The sequence below is a fragment of the Rubripirellula tenax genome (genome assembly GCF_007860125.1).
GTDB classification, from domain to species: domain Bacteria; phylum Planctomycetota; class Planctomycetia; order Pirellulales; family Pirellulaceae; genus Rubripirellula; species Rubripirellula tenax.
Genome location: NZ_SJPW01000005.1, coordinates 205,748 through 229,193 on the forward strand (window position 1 = coordinate 205,748; position 23,446 = coordinate 229,193).

Annotated in this window: 10 protein-coding genes; 2 read left to right on the top strand and 8 right to left on the bottom strand. The window is 54.4% G+C overall.

The annotated features are described in order from the left end of the window. Nucleotides 1-13 precede the first annotated feature (13 nt). Nucleotides 14-931, bottom strand: coding sequence for a metallophosphoesterase (locus tag Poly51_RS18965; RefSeq protein ID WP_146459357.1), 918 nt, complete (start codon nt 929-931; stop codon nt 14-16). 175 nt (nt 932-1,106) lie between these two features. Here Poly51_RS18965 and Poly51_RS30570 point away from each other — a divergent pair, with 175 nt between their 5' ends. Further along, nucleotides 1,107-1,274: a hypothetical protein gene (locus Poly51_RS30570; protein ID WP_186775666.1), complete on the top strand. Its 168-nt coding sequence runs from the start codon at nt 1,107-1,109 to the stop codon at nt 1,272-1,274. 40 nt (nt 1,275-1,314) lie between these two features. On the opposite strand, the gene Poly51_RS18970 is transcribed toward Poly51_RS30570, so the two are convergent. The 7 genes from Poly51_RS18970 to Poly51_RS19000 all read right to left on the bottom strand — a co-directional run bounded on the left by Poly51_RS18970 (nt 1,315) and on the right by Poly51_RS19000 (nt 22,446). Beyond that, nucleotides 1,315-2,652, bottom strand: coding sequence for an NAD(P)/FAD-dependent oxidoreductase (locus Poly51_RS18970; protein WP_146459358.1), 1,338 nt, complete (start codon nt 2,650-2,652; stop codon nt 1,315-1,317). A 340-nt stretch (nt 2,653-2,992) separates the two neighbouring features. Beyond that, nucleotides 2,993-3,418 carry a hypothetical protein gene (locus Poly51_RS18975; protein ID WP_146459359.1) on the bottom strand — a complete coding sequence of 142 codons (426 nt, stop codon included), beginning with the start codon at nt 3,416-3,418 and terminating at the stop codon, nt 2,993-2,995. A gap of 49 nt (nt 3,419-3,467) precedes the next feature. After that, entirely contained in the window at nt 3,468-5,105 is a 1,638-nt protein-coding gene (locus Poly51_RS18980; RefSeq protein WP_146459360.1) for a hypothetical protein, read from the bottom strand. A gap of 65 nt (nt 5,106-5,170) precedes the next feature. Beyond that, a complete protein-coding gene (locus tag Poly51_RS18985; RefSeq protein WP_186775667.1) occupies nt 5,171-14,419 on the bottom strand; it encodes a carboxypeptidase-like regulatory domain-containing protein in 9,249 nt (3,082 codons plus the stop codon). Between the two features lie 99 nt (nt 14,420-14,518). Then, nucleotides 14,519-15,421, bottom strand: a complete 903-nt coding sequence (locus Poly51_RS18990) for a hypothetical protein (RefSeq protein WP_146459362.1) — start codon at nt 15,419-15,421, stop codon at nt 14,519-14,521. 71 nt (nt 15,422-15,492) lie between these two features. Next, on the bottom strand, nt 15,493-17,793 hold the full coding sequence (locus tag Poly51_RS18995) for a thiol-activated cytolysin family protein (RefSeq protein ID WP_146459363.1): 2,301 nt from the start codon (nt 17,791-17,793) through the stop codon (nt 15,493-15,495). A gap of 72 nt (nt 17,794-17,865) precedes the next feature. Further along, nucleotides 17,866-22,446 (bottom strand): CAP domain-containing protein, encoded by a 4,581-nt coding sequence (locus tag Poly51_RS19000; RefSeq protein ID WP_146459364.1) that lies wholly within the window; start codon nt 22,444-22,446, stop codon nt 17,866-17,868. A 357-nt stretch (nt 22,447-22,803) separates the two neighbouring features. Between Poly51_RS19000 and Poly51_RS19005 the strand changes: the two genes are divergently transcribed. After that, on the top strand, nt 22,804-23,442 hold the full coding sequence (locus Poly51_RS19005; RefSeq protein WP_146459365.1) for a sigma-70 family RNA polymerase sigma factor: 639 nt from the start codon (nt 22,804-22,806) through the stop codon (nt 23,440-23,442). Nucleotides 23,443-23,446 lie beyond the last annotated feature (4 nt).

Genomic DNA, 23,446 nt, shown 5'->3' on the forward strand with positions numbered 1-23,446 from the left:
TGGAATTGTGGATCTACATGTAGTTGAAGTGGCTCAGTCGGTCCTTGCAAACCGGATCCAGTCTTGGAACTCGCAGGAAGCGAAACTCTGACGGACGACCGCTTTCAGGGATCTCCACCGCGGTCAGGTGGCCGGATTCAAGAAAGACGCCGCTATCCAAATTGAGCGCGCCATCGTGGACGACGGACTTAAAGACAAGGTCGCTGTCGCGCCAAGGTGTTGTGTCTGGAACGAACGAATACAGGTAGCAAAGCGGCGTGTGACCATGCACAACCAGTTCCGGAAAACCGGGTGTTTGTCCCAACCACTCTCGGCTCCAGCATAGTTCCCTCGCGTCCTCGTCAATCTGTGAGTCGACTGCACTTTGAGCGCTGTCCATCCGAAGGTACTTCGGCAGAATTCCCGAATGCACGAAGAGGCAATTGCGTGCGATGTGGTGAGTCTTACATCGACTCAACAGATCAAGGTGATCCTGTGGAAGTCGCCAATCTTCGCTATCGAGTTTTGGGGCCACCGTTTTAAAGTGCTCAACGGGATCGTCGTGCCGAAATGCCCAGAACTCGCGGGTTTCGGCGACATCGCGACCATAAGATTTCAGTGTCGCCCAAGTCTCGTTACTTCGCATCATGCAACTGATGTCGGCGCCACGAAATATCGTTTCTGGGAACGCACTCAGGTCGACGTTTGAACCGGCCCTCCGCTGCATCGCTAGCAACATCGCCTCGTGGTTTCCCAGCAGAACAATGACATTGATGCCACGTTTCTCCAGACTCACGAGTTGATCGTGAACGCCTCGCGAATCCTCACCTTTGGATGACAGATCGCCGATTGACAGAAATGTATCGTCGGGGGCCAGATCCAGGATCTCAAGCATTTTGGCAAGTGTCTTGTTGCACCCGTGAATGTCACCTACTGCTACAAATCGGCTCATCTTACTGTCACATCGTCGCGTCGTGGTTCTTCTCCGCAGGACATCGTCCAAGCGGGCGGCGTCTGGCTTTTATGGAGGATTGATCGAATCATGGCGGCATTGTACCGGCTTAACGCTGCGAACGAAAAGAAGCCTGTGTTGGCGTGTCGTAAAGCGACGATTCAGGTTCACGATCGTGAACTATTTCGTCAACCGTCGGCAATGCTTGCTGGATGCGTACCAGTCTCGTCTCGATTTTATGCGTCGCACCGCCTTTGTTGCTGAGATGCCAGGATCCGATGGAGTGGTTCTCAAGATCGGTCACTTCGACGAAGTCGCCGGAGTGACCCGCGTCGAGATTTAACCCCGTCTCCGCTATTGGTCGAGCGATAACCCCGTCGATGCTACGCCGACGTGTCTTGCGTCTTGCTCTTTGCAGATTTTCGAAACAGTGCTGGCTCGCCGAGGATGATTCGGTTGCTGCGGTTGAACGTCGCGTAACTCCACGCCCATTGAATCAGGATCAACAATCGATTTTGAAACTGGACGATCAACATCAGGTGAACGAACAGCCAAAGAATCCATGCGAACCAGCCACATGTTTTGTAACTGCCAATCTGGGCAACGGCGGCGGCACGGCCGATCGTTGCCATCGATCCTTTGTTGCTGTAGCGAAACGGTGAAAGCGTTCTGCCGGGCTGTGTGATCGATTGCTTGATCACGCTGGCCACATGGGCGCCTTGCTGGACCGCGACGGCCGCAAGACCCGGAAGTGGTTTTCCAGATTCGTCAAGACAGACGGCAATGTCGCCGATCGCAAAAACATTGTTGTGGTTTTCGATTTGGCAAGTCGGTGTGACTGGAATCCGACCGCCACGATCCGTCGTCACGCCCGCGTCGTCGGCAAGCAAACGTCCAAGCGGGTTGGCTTGCACGCCGGCGCCCCACAGGACCGTTTTCGTTCGAACGACGGTGTCGCCATTTGGCGTGCTCAGGTGCACCGCCGTGTCATTGATGTCGGTGACTTTAGTATCGATCATCACTTCGATACCGAGCGAGCGAACCTTCTTGATTGCCTGTTCGCACAAGTCGTCGGGGTAATGCGACAGGATCCTTGGCGCAGCTTCCACGATGATGATTCGTGCGTCTTGCGGGCGAATGTGGCGGAAATCGCGTTTCAAGGTGTGCCGGGCTATCTCGGCCAATGCTCCGGCAAGTTCGACGCCCGTCGGACCGCCACCGACGACGACGAACGTCATCAGTGATTTGCGAATCTCGGGATCCGGTTCGCGCTCGGCAGCTTCAAAAGCTACGTAGATCCGTCCACGTATGTCGGCGGCGTCGGAGATCGTTTTCAGTCCCGGTGCAAACTTGGCCCATTCGTCGCGACCGAAATAGCTGTGTGTCGCCCCGGCTGCCAACACCAAAAAATCGTATTGCAATTCGTCGTCGGCCAAAATCAAGCGACGCTGGGCCACGTCGAAGCCAATGACTTCGCCCATCAGAACTTCACAGTTCGCCTGGCGACGGACGATCGACCGAAGCGGAGTGGCGATATTGGCGGGCGACAATCCGCCCGTGGCGACTTGATAAAGCAGCGGTTGAAACAGGTGGTAATTATGCCGGTCGATCATCGTGACGCGAACGTCGGCCCGTTTCAATCGCCGCGCCGTTTCCAGGCCGCCGAAACCGCCCCCAACGATCACGACGTGAGGAACGTTCTGCGGTAGCGGTCGATTCATGGAAATCGGGTCTCGTTGGCACCGACGGGGCGAAGCGTGATTCAATGCCACAAAGCCGTCGAACCAATCTTTCGCGTTGCCCGTCGCTAGAGGCGAGTGGATCTTGAAAGCGAAGTCAGGGTCGAAAGAACCTGAGCGCCAACGCGATCCGATAATACGCTCACATCCCGCTGGGAGCAATTGGCCGGCCGTTCAACGCCCTTCAAACGCCTTGCGAAACGGATATCTATACTTGAACACACTCGTTCATATCTAGAATCGTATTCCGATCTGGTCGCACACGTGCTGTGATGGGTCGGCGAGCGAGTTCGCCGTCACGGACATAGCAATTGGCAAGCGATTAAAACTGCTTCGTGACGTTCCCGTTTTCGTCGTAAAACAGCAATTCGGTTTCATCTAGCCAGACACGAAGCGTGTCGTTTTTGTCATAGAGATAAAGGCCACCTCTACCGGATTGATGATCGACTTCGAGGCTTCCCCGTCTTTTTCCAAGCTTGCCATAGAGAGTGAGGTTGGGCGATCCTTCATCATCCATACCCAGATAGAGTCGCCGCACGTGTCGGGTGTCATCCATCGAAAGAATCTCTGGGCCTAGATAGGCCTGGGTCCCGGCTTGCCCAATGATCGACATTGATCCCACAATCCGATCAGGATACGTAGCCGCTACGAGGATCGCCAATCCGAAGAACGTTGCCGAGACGTACGCAATCCGTTTGAGCCATCGATTTTGACTTTCCAATTTGGCAAGTCGCTGTTCAATCGTCATCGTTCTCTCTCATCGTGGAAATAGTGATCTGTAACGTTATTCAAATGGGCTATTCCAAAATCCGGATGCACTCCATTTTCATTTCGGGTTTTCCATCCAATTTAATCGTCCCGGTCCAACGGCCGTACTCCTGGAGTTCCAAGTGAGCGGTCCCTCGAAGGCCTTCGATGACCTTCCTCGTGTTTTGCGTGAATCCGCGCATGTCCGTAAACACCGTCATCGTTTTCTGGCCCTTCGGGTGGTTAGTTCCGACTTTCTTCGAGTAGTCCGACCCGCTCAGAACTTCCCTCTGATAAAGCACATGGTCATTGATGCGATAGCGTCCGAGGAGAGGCTCAATGTTCTTCGGCGTGATTTTGAATTTCCACACTGCGCCTTCGAACTGATCGTCCCCCGCACCGGTTTGGACGAGCGTACCGCTGGACTGCGAAATCGAACTCGTCGTTCGATCCGAATTCAACATGGAAATGCTTTCCGAATCGACGGAAGGCTCCGCGGGTGTCGAGATTGCAGATGATGTGGCGGCGGTCGTCACTGTTGCCGGCAGTGCCAACTCAACGTCCGCAACGCTGTTATCGGGAACGATCGGACCGATCGACTCATCCAACGTGACAACGACAGTGTTTGATGCCAGGATTGTTCGGTACAGGGTGCCGAGCGATTCATCATCGCGCAGGATGACGGCGATGCGTTCCTTACGCAGGAATTGTTTCAGCTTCTCAGGATCGCCGACGGTACCCCCGGCCGATGTAAACTTGAGGGCTCCCGGGGACCAAAGTTGCTTCTCCGACGAGGCATTTAGGTTTTCGTCGAATGCGCTGCGCGTGAGTTCACAGTTAACGCCATTAAACACGATGTTTAGAAACTCCATCGCTTCCCAGGGAGTTGGTTGGCGCAATGCCTCTTCGTTTGTTCGCCATGTGTGGGAAGCGTTCCGTTTCCGCACGTGCGACGATCGGTCCGGCCTAGCCACAATTGTGTCAGCGGCCAGCACAGACTTGTAGTAGTCGAATTCGGGTTCAAAGTCAGGCGGGATGACCACAAGCTGGGGTTTGCGGAGACGCTGTTGAACCTCGGACTGTGGCAAGACCGTCCCATCAAGGGTCTCGAACGTAACGCCACTGGGCGAATACCGAAAAGTCGCCTCTCGGATCACCAGTGCGTCGCCGTCTTCGGTAGGTTGCAGGAAACGCGTGAAGTAGGTGATCGAGAATTCAGCACCTGTAAAGAAGACGGAAGCAAACTGCGGACGTTCCTCCGACGGCGCGATCGAATTCGCGATCATCCCAGCTTCGTGCTCTTGTTCGGGCGTCATTGTGCCAACGTTGAATTGTTCCAAAGCCGACCAGGGCATCCAATCGCCGTCGACCTTCGCCCGGACCCTCCATAGCCAGCCCTGTAACTGCTCTTGCTCGACGAACTTGTCTTCGATGTGCAAATAGTTCGCTTCTCGAATCCCGTCGACGAAAACCACCGGAGTGTCATCGTCAGGATGGATTACGAACAACTCATATTCAGTTGCGTTTTCGACCTCGGACCATTCAAATCGCCACTCCTGTGGCGGTCCATTCTTGACCGATGCGTCGGTGGCGGGATGAATGAGCTGGGGAGTCGTTTCGGACGCCATCGCATTCGTGCTCGCAATGGCGATCAATGCAAGGAAAAATTTTGCACAGAAACATCGCATGATTAAATCCTTTGATCGAATGGTGGGGCCGCTTCAATTGCTCTCTATCTATGTTTCCGTTCCGGCTAACCTCCTCCACCGAGATACTCTCCGCAACCGATGGAGCTCAGCAACTCTTGTCGGCGTTGTTCAAGTGGATAGCTGAAATACTCGTTGAACGACTTGCTTAGATTCTCCGTTCGCTTCGCGTCGATGGATCGGCCCGGTGGGTCGTCGTTGTGATTGAGTTGCCGTTCGAGTGCAGTGAGTTCGCGAGAAATCTGTTTACGACGGGCGTTTTGCTTCGCCAGGTAACGGTTGTATTGCTGAGTGGCGGCGGTGCATCGAGCGATGACGGCGTTGTAAGAGGCTTGAAACTCGGCCATGCGGCGTTGGATGTTTAGAATTTGTTGTGTCACCATTTGAATCTCTTGCTCGATTCGATCCCGCTGTGGGTTGGGATAGGATTCAACCGGAAAACGCTGCGCAAGAATCGGCGCCGCACCGACGCTCAGAGCACCGGGTCGATTCTCGCTGACCAACCGAACGGCAGGCGAAGCTAATGGCGGATGGCTGACAAAACGATCATTTTGAGGGAGAAGGGGAGGCCATAGAAATCCTCCCACAACTGGGTCTCTTACGTTTCGCAGTCGAGTGCGGAGTATATCGAGCCAACGCGTCCTATCTTTAAGATTCGCCGAAGCCCGATCGTAGGCGTCCTTAATCGGTGCGGCCTCTTGATTGACTTCGTCACAGATCTTGTCTCCCTCGGACTTCTCTCTCGTGATATTCGCATCGATCGTATAGAGTTCCGCTTCCAATTCTCGCATCCGCTCGTTGATGCGCCGGGCGTTCTCGACCCTTTCTCTTTCGGCGATCTCTTGATCGCGTTGCTCGATGGAAGACAGTTCGCCCATCGCATCGTTGAATTGTCCAAGGACCACGTCGACACCGGAACGCATTGCCTCCGCGTGTGAATCATTGAGGACTGCGAGAGTGGTTTCCTGGAGCCGGCCACCGTCGACGCCCTTATGGCGGTCCTTCCAAGGACCTTGCAGCATCCCTACTCCGATTCCCATCAAACGAGCGGTCTCGTAGCTGGCATCGTTGACCGGGCGTTGGTTGTAGTGCTTGGAAGCCAGGCTTTCGATGTTTTTTGCGGTGTCAGAGAAGCGCGATGTCCCACTTCGTAGACGAATCCATAGGTACGCTTCGGCCGCGCGATCCCAAGTCAGATCGGGGATCGATTTCGTAAGTACATTGAGCAAGGCAGGCTCGGCCGTCTTGTAGCGTTTGCCACTGATCTCCACGAGCGCCAGCGCGTAGTCAGCACGTGAATCCGACGCGCGATGTGCTCTCGCCAAGCGATAGTTTTGATAGGCGACCGACTGCGTTTCCCAGCCCTCATCTAAGATCGTCGCAAGCAACGTCTCGTAATCGGACTCGCAGGAACTCAGCTTCACTTCGATCGGGCCGATTCGTCGCGAATCATCGCTTTTGGCGACGTTCACGGTGGTGGAACCTTTCCGCCCTTGATGCGTTGCGGTAAGTCGATAAGAACCTTCCGGTATATCAGAGAACTCGAATCCGTTGGCCTTTGCAGCGGTGGTTGTTTCGACTGAACTCGAACTTGCGAGTCGACGAAGCGACTGAAGCGATATCTTTGCTCCGGCAACTGGCCGGAGCCTTTCAGCCATTCGGGTTCTTTGCTCCAATCGCGATTTCGCAACTGTGATCTCTTTTCCATCCTTGGTGATCGTCTCGAAGTAAGGAACCGTGACTGTATACGGCACTTCTTCCATGACGCCCGTTTCGAGCCCAACGACTCCGAAGACCGAAAACGTTTCATTGGGGCGTTCCATTCGAATTTGAAAGTCCTTTTCGTTTCGGCCGTCTTTGATGACGACAAACGCTTTCTTTTCAAACGCGAGTGAGTTGCTGGAGAGTCGCACTTTGTAAATGCCGGTTCCCTCGTTCATGCCAAAGTCGACGGAGCCATTCAAGCCCGTGATTTGGGGCGAGCCGAATTCGGAACTGTTGGGTGATTGCAGTGAGACTTCGATATTCGGGATCGGTTGACCATCTTCGGCGTTTTTGACCGTGGCCCGAAAAGAGACCGATGATTCGATAATCGATTGAGGCGGAGTGGTTCCAGCCATGGGAGGTCCGGAGCCGGAGGTCATTGGTTCGGTTGGACGCGGTTGCGGATTACGGCCAGGCATACGAGGCGATACCCCGCTCACACTGGGTCGGGAGCCGGACGTGCCGCTGAGTTTTGGCCCATCTGGCTCTTCGTCAGTCGTCGATGAACATGGCGAGTATTGGTCGATCAACTCCATTCGCCATGTTTCCAGTGGCAATTTGGCGAAAGCGGCAAAAGAGCTTTGAGACCTTTGCCCTGCTTTCGTCTGTGTAGTCGTCGTCGTTTTCGTTGATGTGCTGGCGCTTTCTAAGTTTCGAATTTCGTTGCTTAACGCGATGATCTCGCCCAACTTCTTCTGATACTGCACCGAGCCTCGCTCGAACTGATCTCGCTGGGTTACTTTTAGTTTTCTTTCCGCAGTCAACTCGTCAATACGCTTTTGATTGGGGTTTGACTTCACCATTTCACTGTTGTCGCCGCCGTCACCGGCATTGGATGCGACCATCGAATCCGGTTTTTTGGGTGCTTCCGCCAGTCCGCGATTGAATGCCGTTTCGTATTCCGAGCTGAGTTGGGCAAGGATCGAGTTTTGAAACTGTTCATTGCCTTGTGAGCCTTCGAGCGAATTCATCGCGCCGATTGCGAGTCCCATCACGCGAACCGTTTCGAGGCTTGCGCCGGAGACGGGACGCTTCGAGTAGATTCCAGCAAACTCGCTGATCTTCTGTTTCACAGTGGGGTAGTCGTTTTCCAGCATGCCCAACCGAATTCGGGCTTCGACCGCACGGTCCCAAATGAAGCTGTCGTTTTGCTGAACTTGTCCAAGCAACGCGTTGACGAGTTTGTAGTTCTCCTGCTTCGCCTCGACCAAACTAATCGCGAATGGCAGGACCTGTTTCTTCGGATCCACCTTCGCCGCCTCTCGATATAGCTCTTTTGCCGTTTCTGGTTTTTGCCATCTCTGTTCCAAAAACTCGCAAAGCAGCTTCGCGACGGGCGGTTCGAGCGGAGTAACGGTACCGCCACTCGCAATCTTAGGATTGATCGGCTTGAGTGGCTTGCTCGGGTCCACTCCCATGCTGTTCGGGTCAAGCCAAACGATGATCGGCGAGCCTTGCTGCTTGATCTCGAAGTCCTTTGACGTAAACGGCGTGAATTGATCGCTGCCAGTCGCCACGGCGATCCAATAGGAACCCATCTTTGCCAGTTGAACGTCGTTGACGCGTCCTTCTGAATCGGTGGTTCGCTGAGTTGTGGACGAGAAAGATTCGCCCAACGTGGGATCCCAGATCTTCAAGGAGATACTGCTGACGGGTTCCTTGGTATCGCGCCGCTTAACGATCAAGTCGACGTTCGGTCGGATCGGAGCAAGAAAGACGTCCAGCACAGTCGTCTTTCCGGTTTGAACTGCTTTCCGACTCGACTCCAATGACGTGTAGTTTTCGAGTTGAGCCGAAGCAGCGACATCGCCCAGTCCAGGAGTCGTTCCCTCCGCATGGTAAATCTTCCACTTGGATGCCGGGTATTCGTCGGTGTAATCAGACGCAGGAAGTTCTTGCAGCCTGCCGATCAAGACGGGTGATTTCATTCCAACACTCTCGCGCGTCACCTCCAGTGACGGGACCTTCGCGTCAGATGTCGCGTTCTCCGCATACACGAACACTTTCACTGTCGCGGGCGGTGGCCCAGGCAGCATTTCAAACTCAAGGTAAACGTGGATCGTCTTGTTTTCTCCTGATGGGACTTCGACCGATCCGGCATGCGAGTAATTGGCGTGCGAATCCGCTTGGACGGAGACACTCCAGAGGCCAGCTTTGACATCGAAATTCACTGTTCCATTTTCATTGGTCGCTCGACTCTGTACCACCTCATTGTCGGCCTTGACATTCACCGTCGCGTTAGTGAGAAGGCCGATTTCTTCGTCCGCCGAATGGACCACGACCGTCAAAGTCCCTGGACCGGAATCATCACCGTCCTTTGAAAGCTTCAGTCGGAATGTGCCAGGTGTGCTGCTGGTCATCGACTCGGGCTGGCTGGTGGCCGTGGCGTAGTCTTCGAGGCTCGCTTCGGCTTTGAATTTTCCAATCCGAAGCCCTTTCATTTCGGCTCGATACCACTTTTCGCAGTCGCCCGCGGCAATCCCCGTTGCATCGAGCACTTGTGCGGGGGTTAGTTCAACGAGTTCAGATTCGTGTTTGGCTTTCGTGATGCCGTTGTCGGAGACTTCAAGAAAACGCACCTTGGGAACCGCATCGACGGAGGTCCCGTCGGCCATGAAAGCCACCAAAGTAACGCCACGGCGAGCGTTATTGAGATACATCGGCTTGTATTCTTGGGTGACTGGTTTCTCTGCACAAACCACTTGAACAAACGCAATCAAATCACCCGTCGGCTTGCCGACATCGGGCGCTCGCATCAATGCGATACTTCCTTTAGGCTCGCCCTCGCAACCAAGCTGAAACTTTTTCCATCGGCTAGCGATGTATCCGGGGGCGGTCGCCTGCAAAACGTAGTCGCCAGGTTCGACAAATTCCTTGGTCGACGGTTTGAGCGATAGCACGCTGCGAAGTGCATTCTTGGGATACTTCAGTTGCAGGCTTGCGTCAGGAATCGGCTTTTTGCTGTCCGAGTCGATCACAGAAACCATCAACGGAATTTTGGGCGACGGCACATCCAACTGGGCCATGAAGGTTGTCGTCTGGGATGCGATGATGGTCTTGGGTTGGCTCGCCGCACTCAGACGATCGAGATCTGCACGCAGCAGCCACGTACCGCCGACCAAAGGCTGAGAAGGCGTCACGTTGTAGTTGCGACTTCGTCCATCATCACTTTGCAATGAGACTGTCGCATTAACTTCTCCATGGGTTTCGGAAACGAACATGGCGGTAGGTGCATCCTTGCTACCACATCCTGTCACGCTGACGACACGGAGTGATCCTATCACCGTGTAGCTTGGAGTCACCTCAATCGGTGTGAGAGGTATCGTCAATTCGAGCGACTTGCCCGGCGTCACCGACTGCCATTGCATTTCGCTGGTGTTATAGCCTGGTGCGCCAGCGGAAATTGCGAAGGTGCCACCTGGAATGTTTTCGGGACCATAAGCGCCACCGAGGGTCGCAACGTTGGTTTCTACTTCGTTGCGATTGAATTTGATCCACGCACCGTCGAGATACTTCGTGGGTTGCTGGCCCGCCTCGACCACTTTGACGAACAACTGACCTGGTGTTTGCTCCGGTTCGTCAGCTCCCAACTGAAGCCAAAACGTGTGTGGTTGACCGGCGTGAACGGGACGCGGATCCGTCGAGTCGACCAGGTTGCCCAAGGTGGCCCGAGCGGAAACAGGTCCGGGTTGCAATCCACCGCCAATGCAGATGAACCAATCACTGGTGGTGTTTGTAGGAATTTCCAATCGGCTGTATTGGTTCGGCGAAATGGGGCGGACGTTGGGCGTGAATATGTTCCTGCTCGTGAATTCAACGATCGGAAGCGACTTGTTATTCCGCTTGCCATTGGCGATCACCTCGATGATGGCCGTTGCTTGTGCCAAGGCAGCCGGCGTCACCGGTTCGGCGTCTTGGATCAACACCAGATCCAGATTGGCAGGCTGTTGTCCTGCGATGATCGTTGTCTGTTTCGAGACCGGCTTGTATCCCACCTTGGAATTGGATGCATCGGAACGGGGCGCAACCGGGTTCGCATGCCAAGTGTCGGGATCCAACTCGATTTGGTACTTACCGTCCGCATCGGCAAACGCATAACGTGTGCGATTTCGTGCGGAGTTCTCAAACGTAATCGACGCTCCGGGGAACGGAGACATCGTGCGATCCAAACCCCGACGGCGTACGACGCCCGCCAGCTTGTAAGACTTTTTCGACGGATCTTTCGGCGGCGTCAACGTCACGTAGAGTGTGTTGTCGGTTCCCCATAACCACTTTGCATCGCCTTGTGCGCCGTCGTATCCCGACAAGCCGGCCTCGGCAAAGTATTCACCGGCGGGCAGGCTGGTTTGAACATTCGCCCAATACATCTTTGCGGGTTGCTGTTCCCGTGGGTTCCGCAAACCCTGCGTCGCAACCGGCGTCAAAACGGTCGCCAGTGGCGCGCCACCCAACGTAGGTTTGACGTAAACCGTTGGTTGCCCACCCTGGCCAGAGCCACCGAGCACTGTCAATAAAACTCGGACATCCACGGCTCGCTGCAGATAGATTTTTAATCGATTGTCGTCGTCTTCTTTGACGAAGATCTTGTCAATTTCCTGTTCACTTTTTGGAAGGAACCCACTCCGCGTCGCGGTGACCGCGTAGGCGTAGCCTGGTAAGACCGAGAATTCGCAATCCGTTTCGGGCAGGGTTGTCGCGGTCCGCTTTTGCATAGCGTCGGCGATCGGCGTGATCGTCACCAGCGCATCATCGACACGAACATCTTCGCCAAACTCGTTCTTCGTCCAGACGCCGACGATCAATTGCGTCTTAGGATTCGTCGGCGATTCACCTTTGATCACACTGAAGTCAAAAATAAACGGCGCGATCGATGGTCGAATGTCCAACAGACGGCCATCTCGTTCTTGCTGGTAACTATCGGCGATGACTTCGAATTCAAGTCGTCCACTCGGCAAATCTTCGGCGAGATAGTAACCGTTTTGATCGGTGGTCTGCTCCGTCACCGTGAACCCCGAGGCGTCGATGAACTTGATCTTCGCACCCGCGACATACTCGATGACGTTGCCCGAGGGATCATGCCCCAGAACGTGCCCATGCAGGGTTGCGCGCAATCGAGGTCCCTGGTCACGGAACAACCAAGCTTGAACCACTGTTTCAAAGCCAGGCAAGACTTTCTTTGCCGGGCTATCAAAGTCGCTGTAGTTTGTCGAACTCGCGTGGACACGGTACGACGAGGCAGGCAGAGGCTTGGAAGGTTTGCCGATGAAGTAGCTGAACTTTGGATCGATGGCACCACCGCCAATTTTGCGAGCCGTTGCCAAATCGATCGGCTCCACTGTGAGCGAGCGTTTTTGATTGGGTTCGTCTTCGTTTGAATAGAAGACATTCGGCGATCCAGTCTCGCCCGCTTCCATGCCGATCAGTGCGATCAGTTTGGTATCGGGAACGACTCGCTTTTTCACCAACAGGTCAACCGTGGCTGTCCCATTCACTTTCACCGCAACCGTTTTTGCGCCCGTTGAATCGAAGTCGGCCGCCGACGCGCTGACCCACCAGCTGCCTGGGGTCAATTCCTTGAAGCTGAAATTACCGTCCGTCGCTTGCACGGGTGGTGGTGGATTTCCCGAACCCAATTTCGTGAGCGTGACGGTCGCACCGGGCACCAATTCGGGCGGATCGGTTCCGGCGATCACGACGCGTCCTTGAATCGAACCAGGCGTTTCCTGGATCGGCATGATGACTTGGAAATACGTTGATTGATCGGGCGAGACGGACTGTTGCGACGATGATTGCTCGGCGTAATTGGGTAAGTCGCTGAGCGTTGCCTTTGCCCGATACAGTCCGCTGATCAGGGTGCTGGATGGTTCCGCAGTGAACCACGACCAATCCTTCTCGGGCTCGATGCCGTAATCCAGTAATTCATCCTCGGAAAGCGACCTGGTCTTGCCATCGATCGCCTGGGCCGATGATCGACCGAATTGAACCGTTGGTAACTTGTCGCCGATCATTCCTTCGACACCGATGATCGCCATCTGCGAAACGATCGGACCAATCGTCTCGGTTACCTGGGCGATGGTGATGTCATGGGTAAAGTCTTGCTGAGGCGTGATGCTGACGGAAACCGGTTTTGCCGCACCCAGCTTGGCCGTATCGATGCTTTCCGCCGTCGAGTTCTCTGTCGGTTGGCAAACGACCCACCACGAGCCATCGGACAATTTCAGTTCATATTTACCTAGTCGATCGGTAGTCGTCTTGCGAGTTTCAGCACTGGCTTGACTCGTCGCGATCACATCCCAAGCGACGAGTGGCTGTTTGGCGCTGTCATTGATCTGCTCCGCGACGGTACCACGAAGATTTCCGAGCGCGTCTCGGGGGTGCAGACTCAGCACAAACAGATTGGTCTTGCCTGTTTCGACGGCTTCGTATCCTGAGGAAACGGGATCAACGCTGACCAGAGTTGCTCTCGCGTAGTAACTGCCGGCCGGCAACGGTCCCTCGCTTTCCACCCAGTACCAATTCCACTTGGACGGATCATCATCACCAACGCCTTCGCCTAGGTAACCCAGATCCTCTTCGCTGACGGGCATCACCTTCCCAGGCAACGGTTCGTCATCCGCGCCCGCCAAAAAGAAATCGACCTTGGGTTGGGCATCCGGAATACGCTTGGCAGTATTACGAACCGACACGATCGCGAAAATGGGAACGGGCGTTGGTCCGGAGTCCGCCTCACCCGAATCGGACAATACAAAATCGCATTCGTACTGGGCTCCTGCGACAAACGTCATCGTGACATCGGACGTCACATCGCTACCCGATCGAATCGCGTGCCGGTCCGCGTCCGGAAGACTGCTGGTGACGAACGTTCTGGCGTTTTCACTGCATCCGGGTGCTTGAGCAGAGAAGTGCCAAGTGCCACTGGGCAGATCGAGCGTGTTGCCATCCGGTTTCGTTACATCGATCACCCCGGCCGGTTGGGGATCATCACCGCGCCAGAAAATGATCCTTGCATTTTCGACGGGCGTTTGGCTTCCGTTGTCATCTTTCCAGACCCGGACAGTCAAATTGCTTGCCCCACTGTCGTCGGCGACTTGCGGATCGTCATTGTTGGGTTGATTGGCAGTTGGATCTGCGGTCAGGGCAAACTCAATTTTGTAGTCTTGCCCTTCGATGATTGTCACCGTCGCGTCTGCAAAATCGGCTGCACCAGTGCGGACGGCATGTCGATCGGCGTCGTAAACGTTGCTGGTGATCGTGGTGCGAGCGTTTTCGCGATAGCCATTCGCTCCCGCCGAAAAATGCCAAGTTCCGCCAGGCAAATTGGTTTTCAACTCACCCGACGGCACTGTCATCGTGCCGGCAGGATTCGGATCATCACCTTGCCACAAAGTGATGCTGGCATCGGAAACGGACTGGCGCGCACCGGCGTCGTCAATTTCCCAAACCGAGAGCGTGACTGTTGCTTGCTGTGCCAATGCCGACGTCAACGACAACACCGAGAAGAGGGACGCTAATAAAAGATTATACTTTGGCATTGGTCGTAACTGGCAGCGGCGTTTCATGAGTAGGGTTCCGGTGGTTTTCGACCAGCGAGCATTCGTTGATGGAGGATAGATGTGTCGATCGCGATTGGGCTAATTCGCCAGGATCCATGCTTCTCCGTATTGCCCCATCATTGCCTCGGCGATCGAAGTGTTTTCGTTGATGCTGGTCACCTTGATCGACTTGACTTTGACCTTCGCGGTTGATTTCGACTTGCGGCTATTCTCCGGGAGCAAAAGCTTGCCCTCGTTTTGCTTCTTGCTAAGGAAGTCGTACATCGCATCGGAAAATCCCGTCACTGCGGCGGCCTTAAAGGTTTTGGTGTACTTGCTTGATCCATCATTGACCAATCCAAGATCTTCCAAGACTTCCCCCGCTTGTTTGGACACCCGTGCTTTATCCCACTGGATCAGATCGGTCGCATATCGTTCCAACATGGACAGCCAGAACTTCTTAGTGGCGCTACTAACAGACGCTTTTAACTTACTTTCTTTGACGCTTACCACCAAATAATCAGAGGCTACCCGACTGGTACTGTTCTGCAAAAAAACAGCGAGATCACCAACGAACCCATCATCGACTGCCTCGTTCCAATAAGGGCCCGCATCATCATCGTAGGCGTTTGGAGGAATGATCGGACCGGCTTCGTAAAGGCCCTGGCCTGGAAGAGGTCCATAAACACCTCCCGGTTGACCGGGCACCTTGTCGTATATCGGAACGCTTGAGCTTTGCTGACCTGCGCGCGGACGGAAGTTGCCGCTATTGGGATCTACATAACCCGACGGCGGAAGTGAACCGTCCGATGCACCGCCCTGACTTGGCACCACACCGTAGGGCGAACCTTCCTTGTACAAAACCTTGCTATGCCGCTTGGGCGAGTTCTTGTCGACAGCCTGCGCAGAATGGAAAGCTTGTCCAGCGAACAAGAATGTCGCAAGAAACGCAAGCGAGTAACGGCCGGTTTCAAAAGTCCTAAAACTCATTGCTGTGTTCATTGCAAGGTCCTTGTAAAGGTGATTTGTGAAGGCTCCGGTTCAATTCAAGGCAGACGTCGAATCTCAAACCCTCACTTGATCGCATCCGATCCAAGATCGATGACGGGCATGATCTCGAATTGGATACTAAGTTTAGTACCGCCTGACTCGGCGTATAATGTTTGCAATGGCGTCTTGATCGCATCGGCAATCGTTAAACTGATAGGTGTCGCCGGGACCTCATCCCAATGGCTGTGTAGATCCCATTCCCGTATATCCGCGCTAAGACGGAACCCAGATGACCTTGACTTCGGATTATCAAATTCAATGGTCGTGGTTGCGCCAATCTGTTTCTCTTCAGCGACTGCCCAGTAGCCTGCGTTGGCAGCTGCGACGTTCCAGAGTGTTGTTGCAGGCAAATCTTTTCCGTCGTCGCCAAAGGGCGTTACCGTGACCGTTCCATAAAATTCTTCTGTTCCTTTTCCGTATTCCGAAGGATCATCCTCGCCTGTACACGTCATCGACTTAAGCGTGACAGAGAAACGACGAGCATCGCTACCGACCGCATCGCAGTTGCGGATCGGATACTTAAACGCTTTACAAAGATATGCGACACTGTGGTCGAGATAGTTCAGTTTCCAAGCGATTGGAATTCCGGGACTGTCCTCGCTATATCTGCCGCCGTCTTCGACGTACGCCATGAACTTTTCGATGTCTCCACGTATCATTCCCGAAGATGGCATTCCGTCGCCGCCAACAATGGTGAACTGAATATCGGTATTCTCCAGCACTTTTTTCCATTCGGCCTTCGTCGCAATGGCCCCACTGAAGGCAGGCCCATCCTCTTCTTCATCGTTTCCTGCGTCGTCTTTCTCATCTTTTTCGACGTTGTCTGATTCATCAACATCGTCATCGTCGTCCTCCTTCTCTTCTTCGTCGTCGTCCTCTTCGTCGTCTATTAGCTTGGCATTTGAGGCGCCGTTAAATCTCGCTCGGAGTGCAGCAGTAACCTCTCTTTCGCTGTATTCCGAAGTGATAATCAAATAGGCTTGTCTTCCATATTTTACAGAGGCCACATAGGCGGGCATGTATTTAGGCTCTAGGCGAGCTAAATCGTTTGGATCAACAAAGAAGTCGGAAGGTGAGTTGATTCCACCCGTATCCATATCAACCGAATAGTAAACTTGGGTGAACTTGAGCAGCTTGCGTGTCTTGATGGAATTTTGGTTGAAGTTAAATCCACCGTCGAAACTAGCAAAGCTCGAGTTGAAAGTACCGCCGAGTTTAAATGTTAAGTCTTCTTTGGACGTAACACTTTGATTTTGTCCGGTAACTTGGGCGGGCGGAGCGCTCCGCACTTCCTGGTCCATTAGATCGGAAAGCTTTTGCCTCACTTCCGAGGCATTCTCGGGTCGCTCGATATCGATCACACGATTCTCAAGGTCTAACGTTGTCGAAAGCGTGATGGGGTTTCTTTTGGCAGGTACTGGTCGGTACTCGCCCGATTTAAGCGTTTCTGCATATACCATCGCACCCGGATAGATAATGCCTGGAGCGGGATCCAGTGCGAGTTGTTCTGAATAAGCGGGGCCGATCTCAAACCACTCGACAGTGCACTCCATGTCTCCAAGACGTTCCGTGCTGTTTTTCTCATCTTTTGGTATCTCGTCATCTTTCAGCTTTCGTTGATCAAATTTTTCGTACACCAGGTGCGGCAGCTTCTTAAGTTTTTCGCCCAGTTCGTCTTCTTCTGGATCCGTCGGCGATTTCTCTTCCTCGGTAGCTTCCGTTCTCATTCGTTCGGGCATGTCCTCAGGATGCGTGAGATTTCTGGTCGAGCGGCTAACGTTGTTTGAGACCGCGGCAAGGACGATCTCCGCGTCTTCATCGGTGCCCACCGTCAGATAGGATTCACCTTCAACACTTGCAATGTGCTCCGCCGCAAGATCATCGGGATGAACGAATCGCAGTCCCGTTCCCGGTGACAAATCCAGCGATACCGTGCCTTCCCCGCGAATCGTTGCCAACTCTTCGCCTCCTTCGTAAACAGTCAGCGGTTGGTCGGTGTCGTTTAAAAAGTGGCGGGTGATCGTATCTCGCGCACCCACTTCGTAACTTTGATCACTGGCATCCGTTGCACTGTAGGAATCGTTGACTGACCCCGATTTGAAGACCCAGACATCGCCTGGTCGACTGCCTTGCACGCGACTACCGCCGACGGGAATCGTGCCATAGGCGGTCTCCCCGTTCCCGGTCTTCAAAAATACGTTGACGGGACTTTCCAGATTGTTTCGTACGCGGACGTCAACGCCGTTATCAGCGGCGTGCGCGATCAACACGGTCAACAGCAAGCCAATGCCAGTGAGCATTAAAAAGGTGATTGGTTTCGTCATCGGGTAAACCTGTCGTGCTTGAAGTGAGTGTTGATTGTTTTAAATTGAACGGTGTATGTTCAGATGCTGTCATCACGGGCCAGCTGGAATGGAGCCGCTCGCCGCCGGATAGGGCTTCTGGCCAATGAAATTGCCGGGCGGGTCATAGACGCCGACCACATACTTTCGTCCGCTCTTTGAAGTCGCAATCGCACCACCGACGAATTTCGTGTCAGCCCAAACGGCTTGCGTGTAGTGGCCCGTTTTTCCGGGTGTGCGATTCAGGTAGATCGGCTTTTCATCGTCGATCCAACCCTTGGTGGCAGTTTGGAAACTTGCTTTTCTGCCGCCGTGTAGGTTTTCGCCGTACTTGCGCTGGTCGATGGACGTGGGATTCGGCGAGAAACTGCGATGGCTTTCCTGCGTCAAAACTTTGTCGAGTCTGGCCAACTCATCTGCCCAACCTTGCGCGTCGGCTGCGAGTGTTGCCGACCATTGCAGCGGAGCGACATTCACTGCTGCGCGGGCGTCGTTGTGCGCCTTCACGAAGGCTTGCTGTTCCGGCGTTAGCGTGCCACCAGATGATGATCCGGGATTGGTAGGCGGTGCGCTACCAGCATTGCTGGTGATCGGTTGCTTGGGGCCTGACGTTTTGATTGGTGCGGAAAACGATTTTTGGAATTTGCCAGCTTGGCCGCTAAGATCCAATAGATTCTTGTCCAACCTTTCGATGATCCGTTCGGTGGTCGATGCGGGCGTTGAACTTGTGGCATCCCATTTTTGGATCAGTATTCTTTCATTGAGCCCCCACGTTCCCGTATTGGTGCTTGTTGACCCAGTGGTGGAACCGGCTGTGATCGAGTTCGCGTCGGCTGTTCCGCTTATTGATCTCTCGAAATCAAGTTTTTGTGTGAAGGTGCCATTCGTATCAAGGGTTAGCGAGATTGTGTCTTTCTGGCTAACGATTGATCCGTCGGGACGCCACTCGCCGCTGGTCGACTTATAGACCCAGGTGCCGTACAGCAAATTGACGTCCATCGGTATCGGGGGCAGTTCCTTGGGTGGATCGTTTCGCTTCAAAAGACCCGCTATTCCGATTTCAAGCGTCTCGGCATCGTCGCTGCGTGCCGAGGTTTCTTTTGTTTCACCCTCCACCGAAAAGGGGTCGGTTGTGTTCGTTGGTGTCAAACTCATCATGTGACGATCCAACGTCCAAGATCCGTCCTCCGCGATGGTCGGGCTTCCGTCGTCAAAGTCGAATTGGTAACTGTACGTGCCGTCTGCTCGAAAGGTGTATACCGTCCGGCTTGTTGGTGTCACTCGCACCCATCGGCCGGCAATGAATTCCTTCGTGGGTGGAGCGGTTTGAGAATGTGGATTTACGATCGGGCCCAGACTTGCACCTTGGGGAAGTGAACGTTGGTCCGGATCCTTAACCAGTCGCAAGCCAAACAAACCGATCGCTTCGTTGTCGATTCGGTTGCTCATCTTCAACATCAAAGTCAGGCTGACCATGGCTTTGTCGATCGATCCCATCGGAAGCCTTTGCTCAAAGCTTTGGTCGACCTCCATGTCGGTTAGCGTGCTCATTCCGATGCTGGCAGTCTCAAACAACTCGGTGTTGTAGGCTGCGTAACCCAGGTCGCGAGCGATCGGGATATCGATCAAGAACATCGGCGTTCGTGCTCCCTGTTTGTCGTACGTCACGGTGCGAGTCGTCGCGATCCGGAGCACTTCGGCGGCGGAGGCGGTGCCGGCAAGGTCGTCGGGCTCGTAAATGCCTCCCTTGTTTCCGGAGATGTCCTGCACGATCAACCGGGCATCGATCTGGACTTGATTGTCGGTCGTGGCGTTGCCGTTCATGATTCCCAGGTGCGCGACCAATCGATAATTGGAATCCAGCTTCACTTGATTGTCGAAACGCACCGTCAACTGGCCGACATTGGGATCCCAAGCGCTGACGCTGACTACCGGCGAGACTGTCGATGCGCCGAACGTCAACGCATTGTGAGAGTTGGTGGGTGCGAAATTGATCCAAGCTGATTTGCCATCGTAGGTGGGCTTGGATGCAAACGGATTCCAAGGGATCGTTGACACGGGTGCGTCAAACCCGTCACCGTCGATCTGGAATTGTGCTTGGACGCTCGATTGTCGGCGGAGTTGAATGCTTGGATCTCGTCCGATAACAAACCGCTGCTGGTTAAGCTGGGAATCCTTGGTTAGCAGCGGCAACATCGGTCCTTTTGCTGCGCCGCCCTGCGAGATCATGTTGCCATCGCTGTCGAAGGCGATGACTTCGGGTTCCACCATCGCACGGTGGTGTTCGCTGGCGCTGAGCAACGTGCTGGCCAAATCGATCGCGGGTACTGGAGCCGATCGAAAGACTCCCGATCCGGATGCCAACAAGTTCGGAACTCGTTCTGACTCGCCAATCAGAATGGGTACTTGGCTGCCGCGATGAGGAAGCCTAGCCCACAACCTGACCTGGAATTCTTTGACTTCCTGGGAGTTCTCCACTTCCCAATTGACCGTGCATGGCGAGCCATCGGCCGGAACCGACACACCCCCGAATCCGACAAAACTGATCTGCAACTTTTTCGGCGCCGGAATCACCGTTGGGTTGGCAGTGTTTGGGTTGGCGCCTCCAGGAACGTTTCCTGGCCCCGCTGGATTCGAAGGTGTTGAGCTGCCGGGACGGTTAGCAAGGGCTGCTATCAAATCGTCAATCAGCGTTTCAATGTTGACAGGGTCATTCGGATTTGCCGTATTTATGAAGGAACGTGTGGGAGGGTTCATTGCCGAGCCTGGACCTGACGAGCCTGGACCCGATGAACCGGGGCCAGGACCTGATGAGCCAGGGCCTGCACCTGAGAAACCTGGGCCTGGCGGGAACGAACCTCCGCTAAGAGATGGCCCCCCGCTTCCAAAGCCTGAATCAGGTGGGCCTGTGATACCAGGACCACGGCTGCCAGGTCCGCTGTTGCCAGAACCGGAATCACTTCCACCTGCATTGGCTAGATTCGCACCTGGATCACCACCGTCGCTGCCGAGGCCTGAATCGATATCACTTGTCCCGGGATCTGAATCGGGACCACTCCCAGCGGCGACGTTCGGTCCATCGCTACCGTTGGTCTTTCCCGGAACCGAAGTCGAACCACTTGCACCCACGACACTCTCGCTTGGGTCGCTTGGTCCCACGCCACTGCTCTTTCCACCCGGAATCTTTCCACCCGGGCTTGAGCCCGTGCTTGTTGTTGTCGCGACAGCGGTATCTGGCCCACTTTGGCGTGTGCTCTCTGCCGGGATTTTGCCGAGCCCGTTCTGGCTTTTGATCGGACGTGTTTGAGGAATCTTTAGTCCCGGCATCCATGCGTAACGCTCAAAGTCATCGCTAGGGTTCACCACGACTTGCCCCCGTTCATCACGGTGAGCAGGCGGAACCAGGATGACTCTCTCGAGCGATTGCCGATCGCTTTGAATGGGTTCGCTGTCGTAAACACTCTCTCCGTCGACCTCTAAACTCACACGTTGCAACTTGGCGCTATCAGGTATTTGATCGAGCGGTTGGTTGCTGCCGAGCAATCCGATCGAAAAGTTTTTGATGTCGTTTCGGCTGACAGGATCAAAGCCCAAGTCGACCGGCGTTAACTCAAACACCTGCTCGTTCGGGGCGTCGTTCAAAGGTGCAAGTTCGGACGAAAGTAAAAACTTGCGGCCACCAGCGCGCAAGTAAAGCGGATTCAAGGTGCCTGGTCGCTCGACACCGCCGGCGAGCATTTCAACGCGAATCGAGGAGACTCGATCGGAGGCAACCAACGGCTGAAAACCGCCTTCGGTTTCGACAACGGATGGGAATTGCCCTAGCAATTGGCCGCCCATTCGTCGCAGCGGCTCGACGAACCCTGCTAGCTCTCTCTCTTTTGCTGCAAGCGATTGCTCGTCCATCTCCGAACCTAAACCGGCATCAACGATCGTTTTCAATTCGCGAACTTCGCTGCCGAGTGAATCGTTTCTCGCCAACATCTCCGTCACTTCGAATTGATACTGCTCTCTGGCCTGTTTCAGGCTTTGCTTGAAGGATCCATTGGCCGCGTAGAGTTTGTCGTTCAACTCGATCTTGTATTTCGCCAGCGTCCAGTCAGCGACACCTCGCGATGCGAATCCGATCTGGCTGATATCGCCGACCGTCAAGCCGCTCAGCAACGTGTGCGACGTCTGCAGCGGATCCCGATCACTTGATTTGTCGCTTGGATCGAATTGAAACCAAACGAGCTGTCCGGCGGGGATCGCATTCACATCCGTGCCCAATGACGAACCGGAGGGCAACGCTGCAAAGACAGGCCCCGCTTCGCTGGTGGTGCTGGGACTCAGTCGTAACGGAAATCCGAAGCCCAAATGCAGATCGATAATTTCGTTAATCGCCGCGCCTGGCTCGGCTTCGATCGTGATCCTGATCTTCTCGATCGGTTCCGTAGCCGAGAGAGAACCCATCGCGAAACCGGCTGGAAAATCGTCCTGTGTCGGAGCCGAGGGGTCGACGACGTCGGTTGCTCCCTCACGCAAAAAGCGACTCACCCCGAACCCCGCCAATCCGATCGTGCCAATCAATGAAGCGCCGATCAACGCGTACTTCAGCAGCGGAGAACTTGACTTACCTGTTAAATTAGACGCCATTGCTTCGCCCTTCTTGCATTTGACTCATTGGGTTACCGCTCGAACTTTGGCGTTGCGTGGCTTCACCTCGGCCCAGTGCATTGCGGAATCGACGCATGATCTCCCTTTCGATGAAATGTTCTCTGCTATGGGTATGCCTGCGGCCCCCCGTGTAAAGTCGCCTGGAAATCCAACAATTCTGGAAAAGTTCGCGAAACTAGATGTTTGCATGAGCTTGTGTTCACTGGTTCGCACATGGCTGCTGGTTGGCGGGACAACCTCTCCCGCTGAAACTACGAACACTTGTGAACATTGACTGCCGGCATTGGCTACACTCGCCGAACCGACGCGCACCCATTCGACAGGCAGAATGCTGACATGAATGAAGAGGTAGACGAATTAGCCACTCGCACACGGCTTGGAGACGAATCGGCTTTGGCGGATTTATTTGAGCGCAATCGCGCGAAGCTGCGATCGATGGTTGCGTTTCGGATGGACGCCAATTTGCGCGGCCGTGTCGATCCGTCGGACGTGATTCAAGAATCGTTTTTGGATCTGGCCAAGCGTTTCGACGATTTCAAGTCGAAACAAAGTATGTCGCCGCTGGTGTGGATGCGACTTGTCACGATGGAACGGCTGATGGCCGTGCACCGTCACCATGTCACTACTCAGATGCGAGACGCCCGGCGCGACGTGTCGATCGACCGCGAGATGGGCTTGGGTGCAACATCGGTTTCATTGGCCGCCGCGCTGATGGATCGGCTATCCTCGGCATCGGGAAAGGTGATTCGCTCGGAACAAAAAGCTAAACTGCACGAACTGCTTGAGCAAATGGATCAAGACGACCGCGAGATCATCGCCTTGCGAATATTCGAGGGCGTCACCAATGGCGAAGCGGCCGAGATTCTAAAATTATCAAAACAGACGACCAGCAAACGATTCGTTCGAGCGATCGATCGATTGCGAACGGCGATGCAAGACGTTCCTGGACTTGAACAGTGGTTTAACCATAACTGATCAA

What these genes read in the sequence shown, in the direction of transcription:
- Poly51_RS18965 (WP_146459357.1), bottom strand. Translation starts at nt 931, where the DNA reads ATGAGCCGATTTGTAGCAGTAGGTGACATTCACGGGTGCAACAAGACA.
- Poly51_RS18970 (WP_146459358.1), bottom strand. Translation starts at nt 2,652, where the DNA reads ATGAATCGACCGCTACCGCAGAACGTTCCTCACGTCGTGATCGTTGGG.
- Poly51_RS18975 (WP_146459359.1), bottom strand. Translation starts at nt 3,418, where the DNA reads ATGACGATTGAACAGCGACTTGCCAAATTGGAAAGTCAAAATCGATGG.
- Poly51_RS18980 (WP_146459360.1), bottom strand. Translation starts at nt 5,105, where the DNA reads ATGCGATGTTTCTGTGCAAAATTTTTCCTTGCATTGATCGCCATTGCG.
- Poly51_RS18985 (WP_186775667.1), bottom strand. Translation starts at nt 14,419, where the DNA reads ATGCCAAAGTATAATCTTTTATTAGCGTCCCTCTTCTCGGTGTTGTCG.
- Poly51_RS18990 (WP_146459362.1), bottom strand. Translation starts at nt 15,421, where the DNA reads ATGAACACAGCAATGAGTTTTAGGACTTTTGAAACCGGCCGTTACTCG.
- Poly51_RS18995 (WP_146459363.1), bottom strand. Translation starts at nt 17,793, where the DNA reads ATGACGAAACCAATCACCTTTTTAATGCTCACTGGCATTGGCTTGCTG.
- Poly51_RS19000 (WP_146459364.1), bottom strand. Translation starts at nt 22,446, where the DNA reads ATGGCGTCTAATTTAACAGGTAAGTCAAGTTCTCCGCTGCTGAAGTAC.
- Poly51_RS19005 (WP_146459365.1), top strand. Translation starts at nt 22,804, where the DNA reads ATGAATGAAGAGGTAGACGAATTAGCCACTCGCACACGGCTTGGAGAC.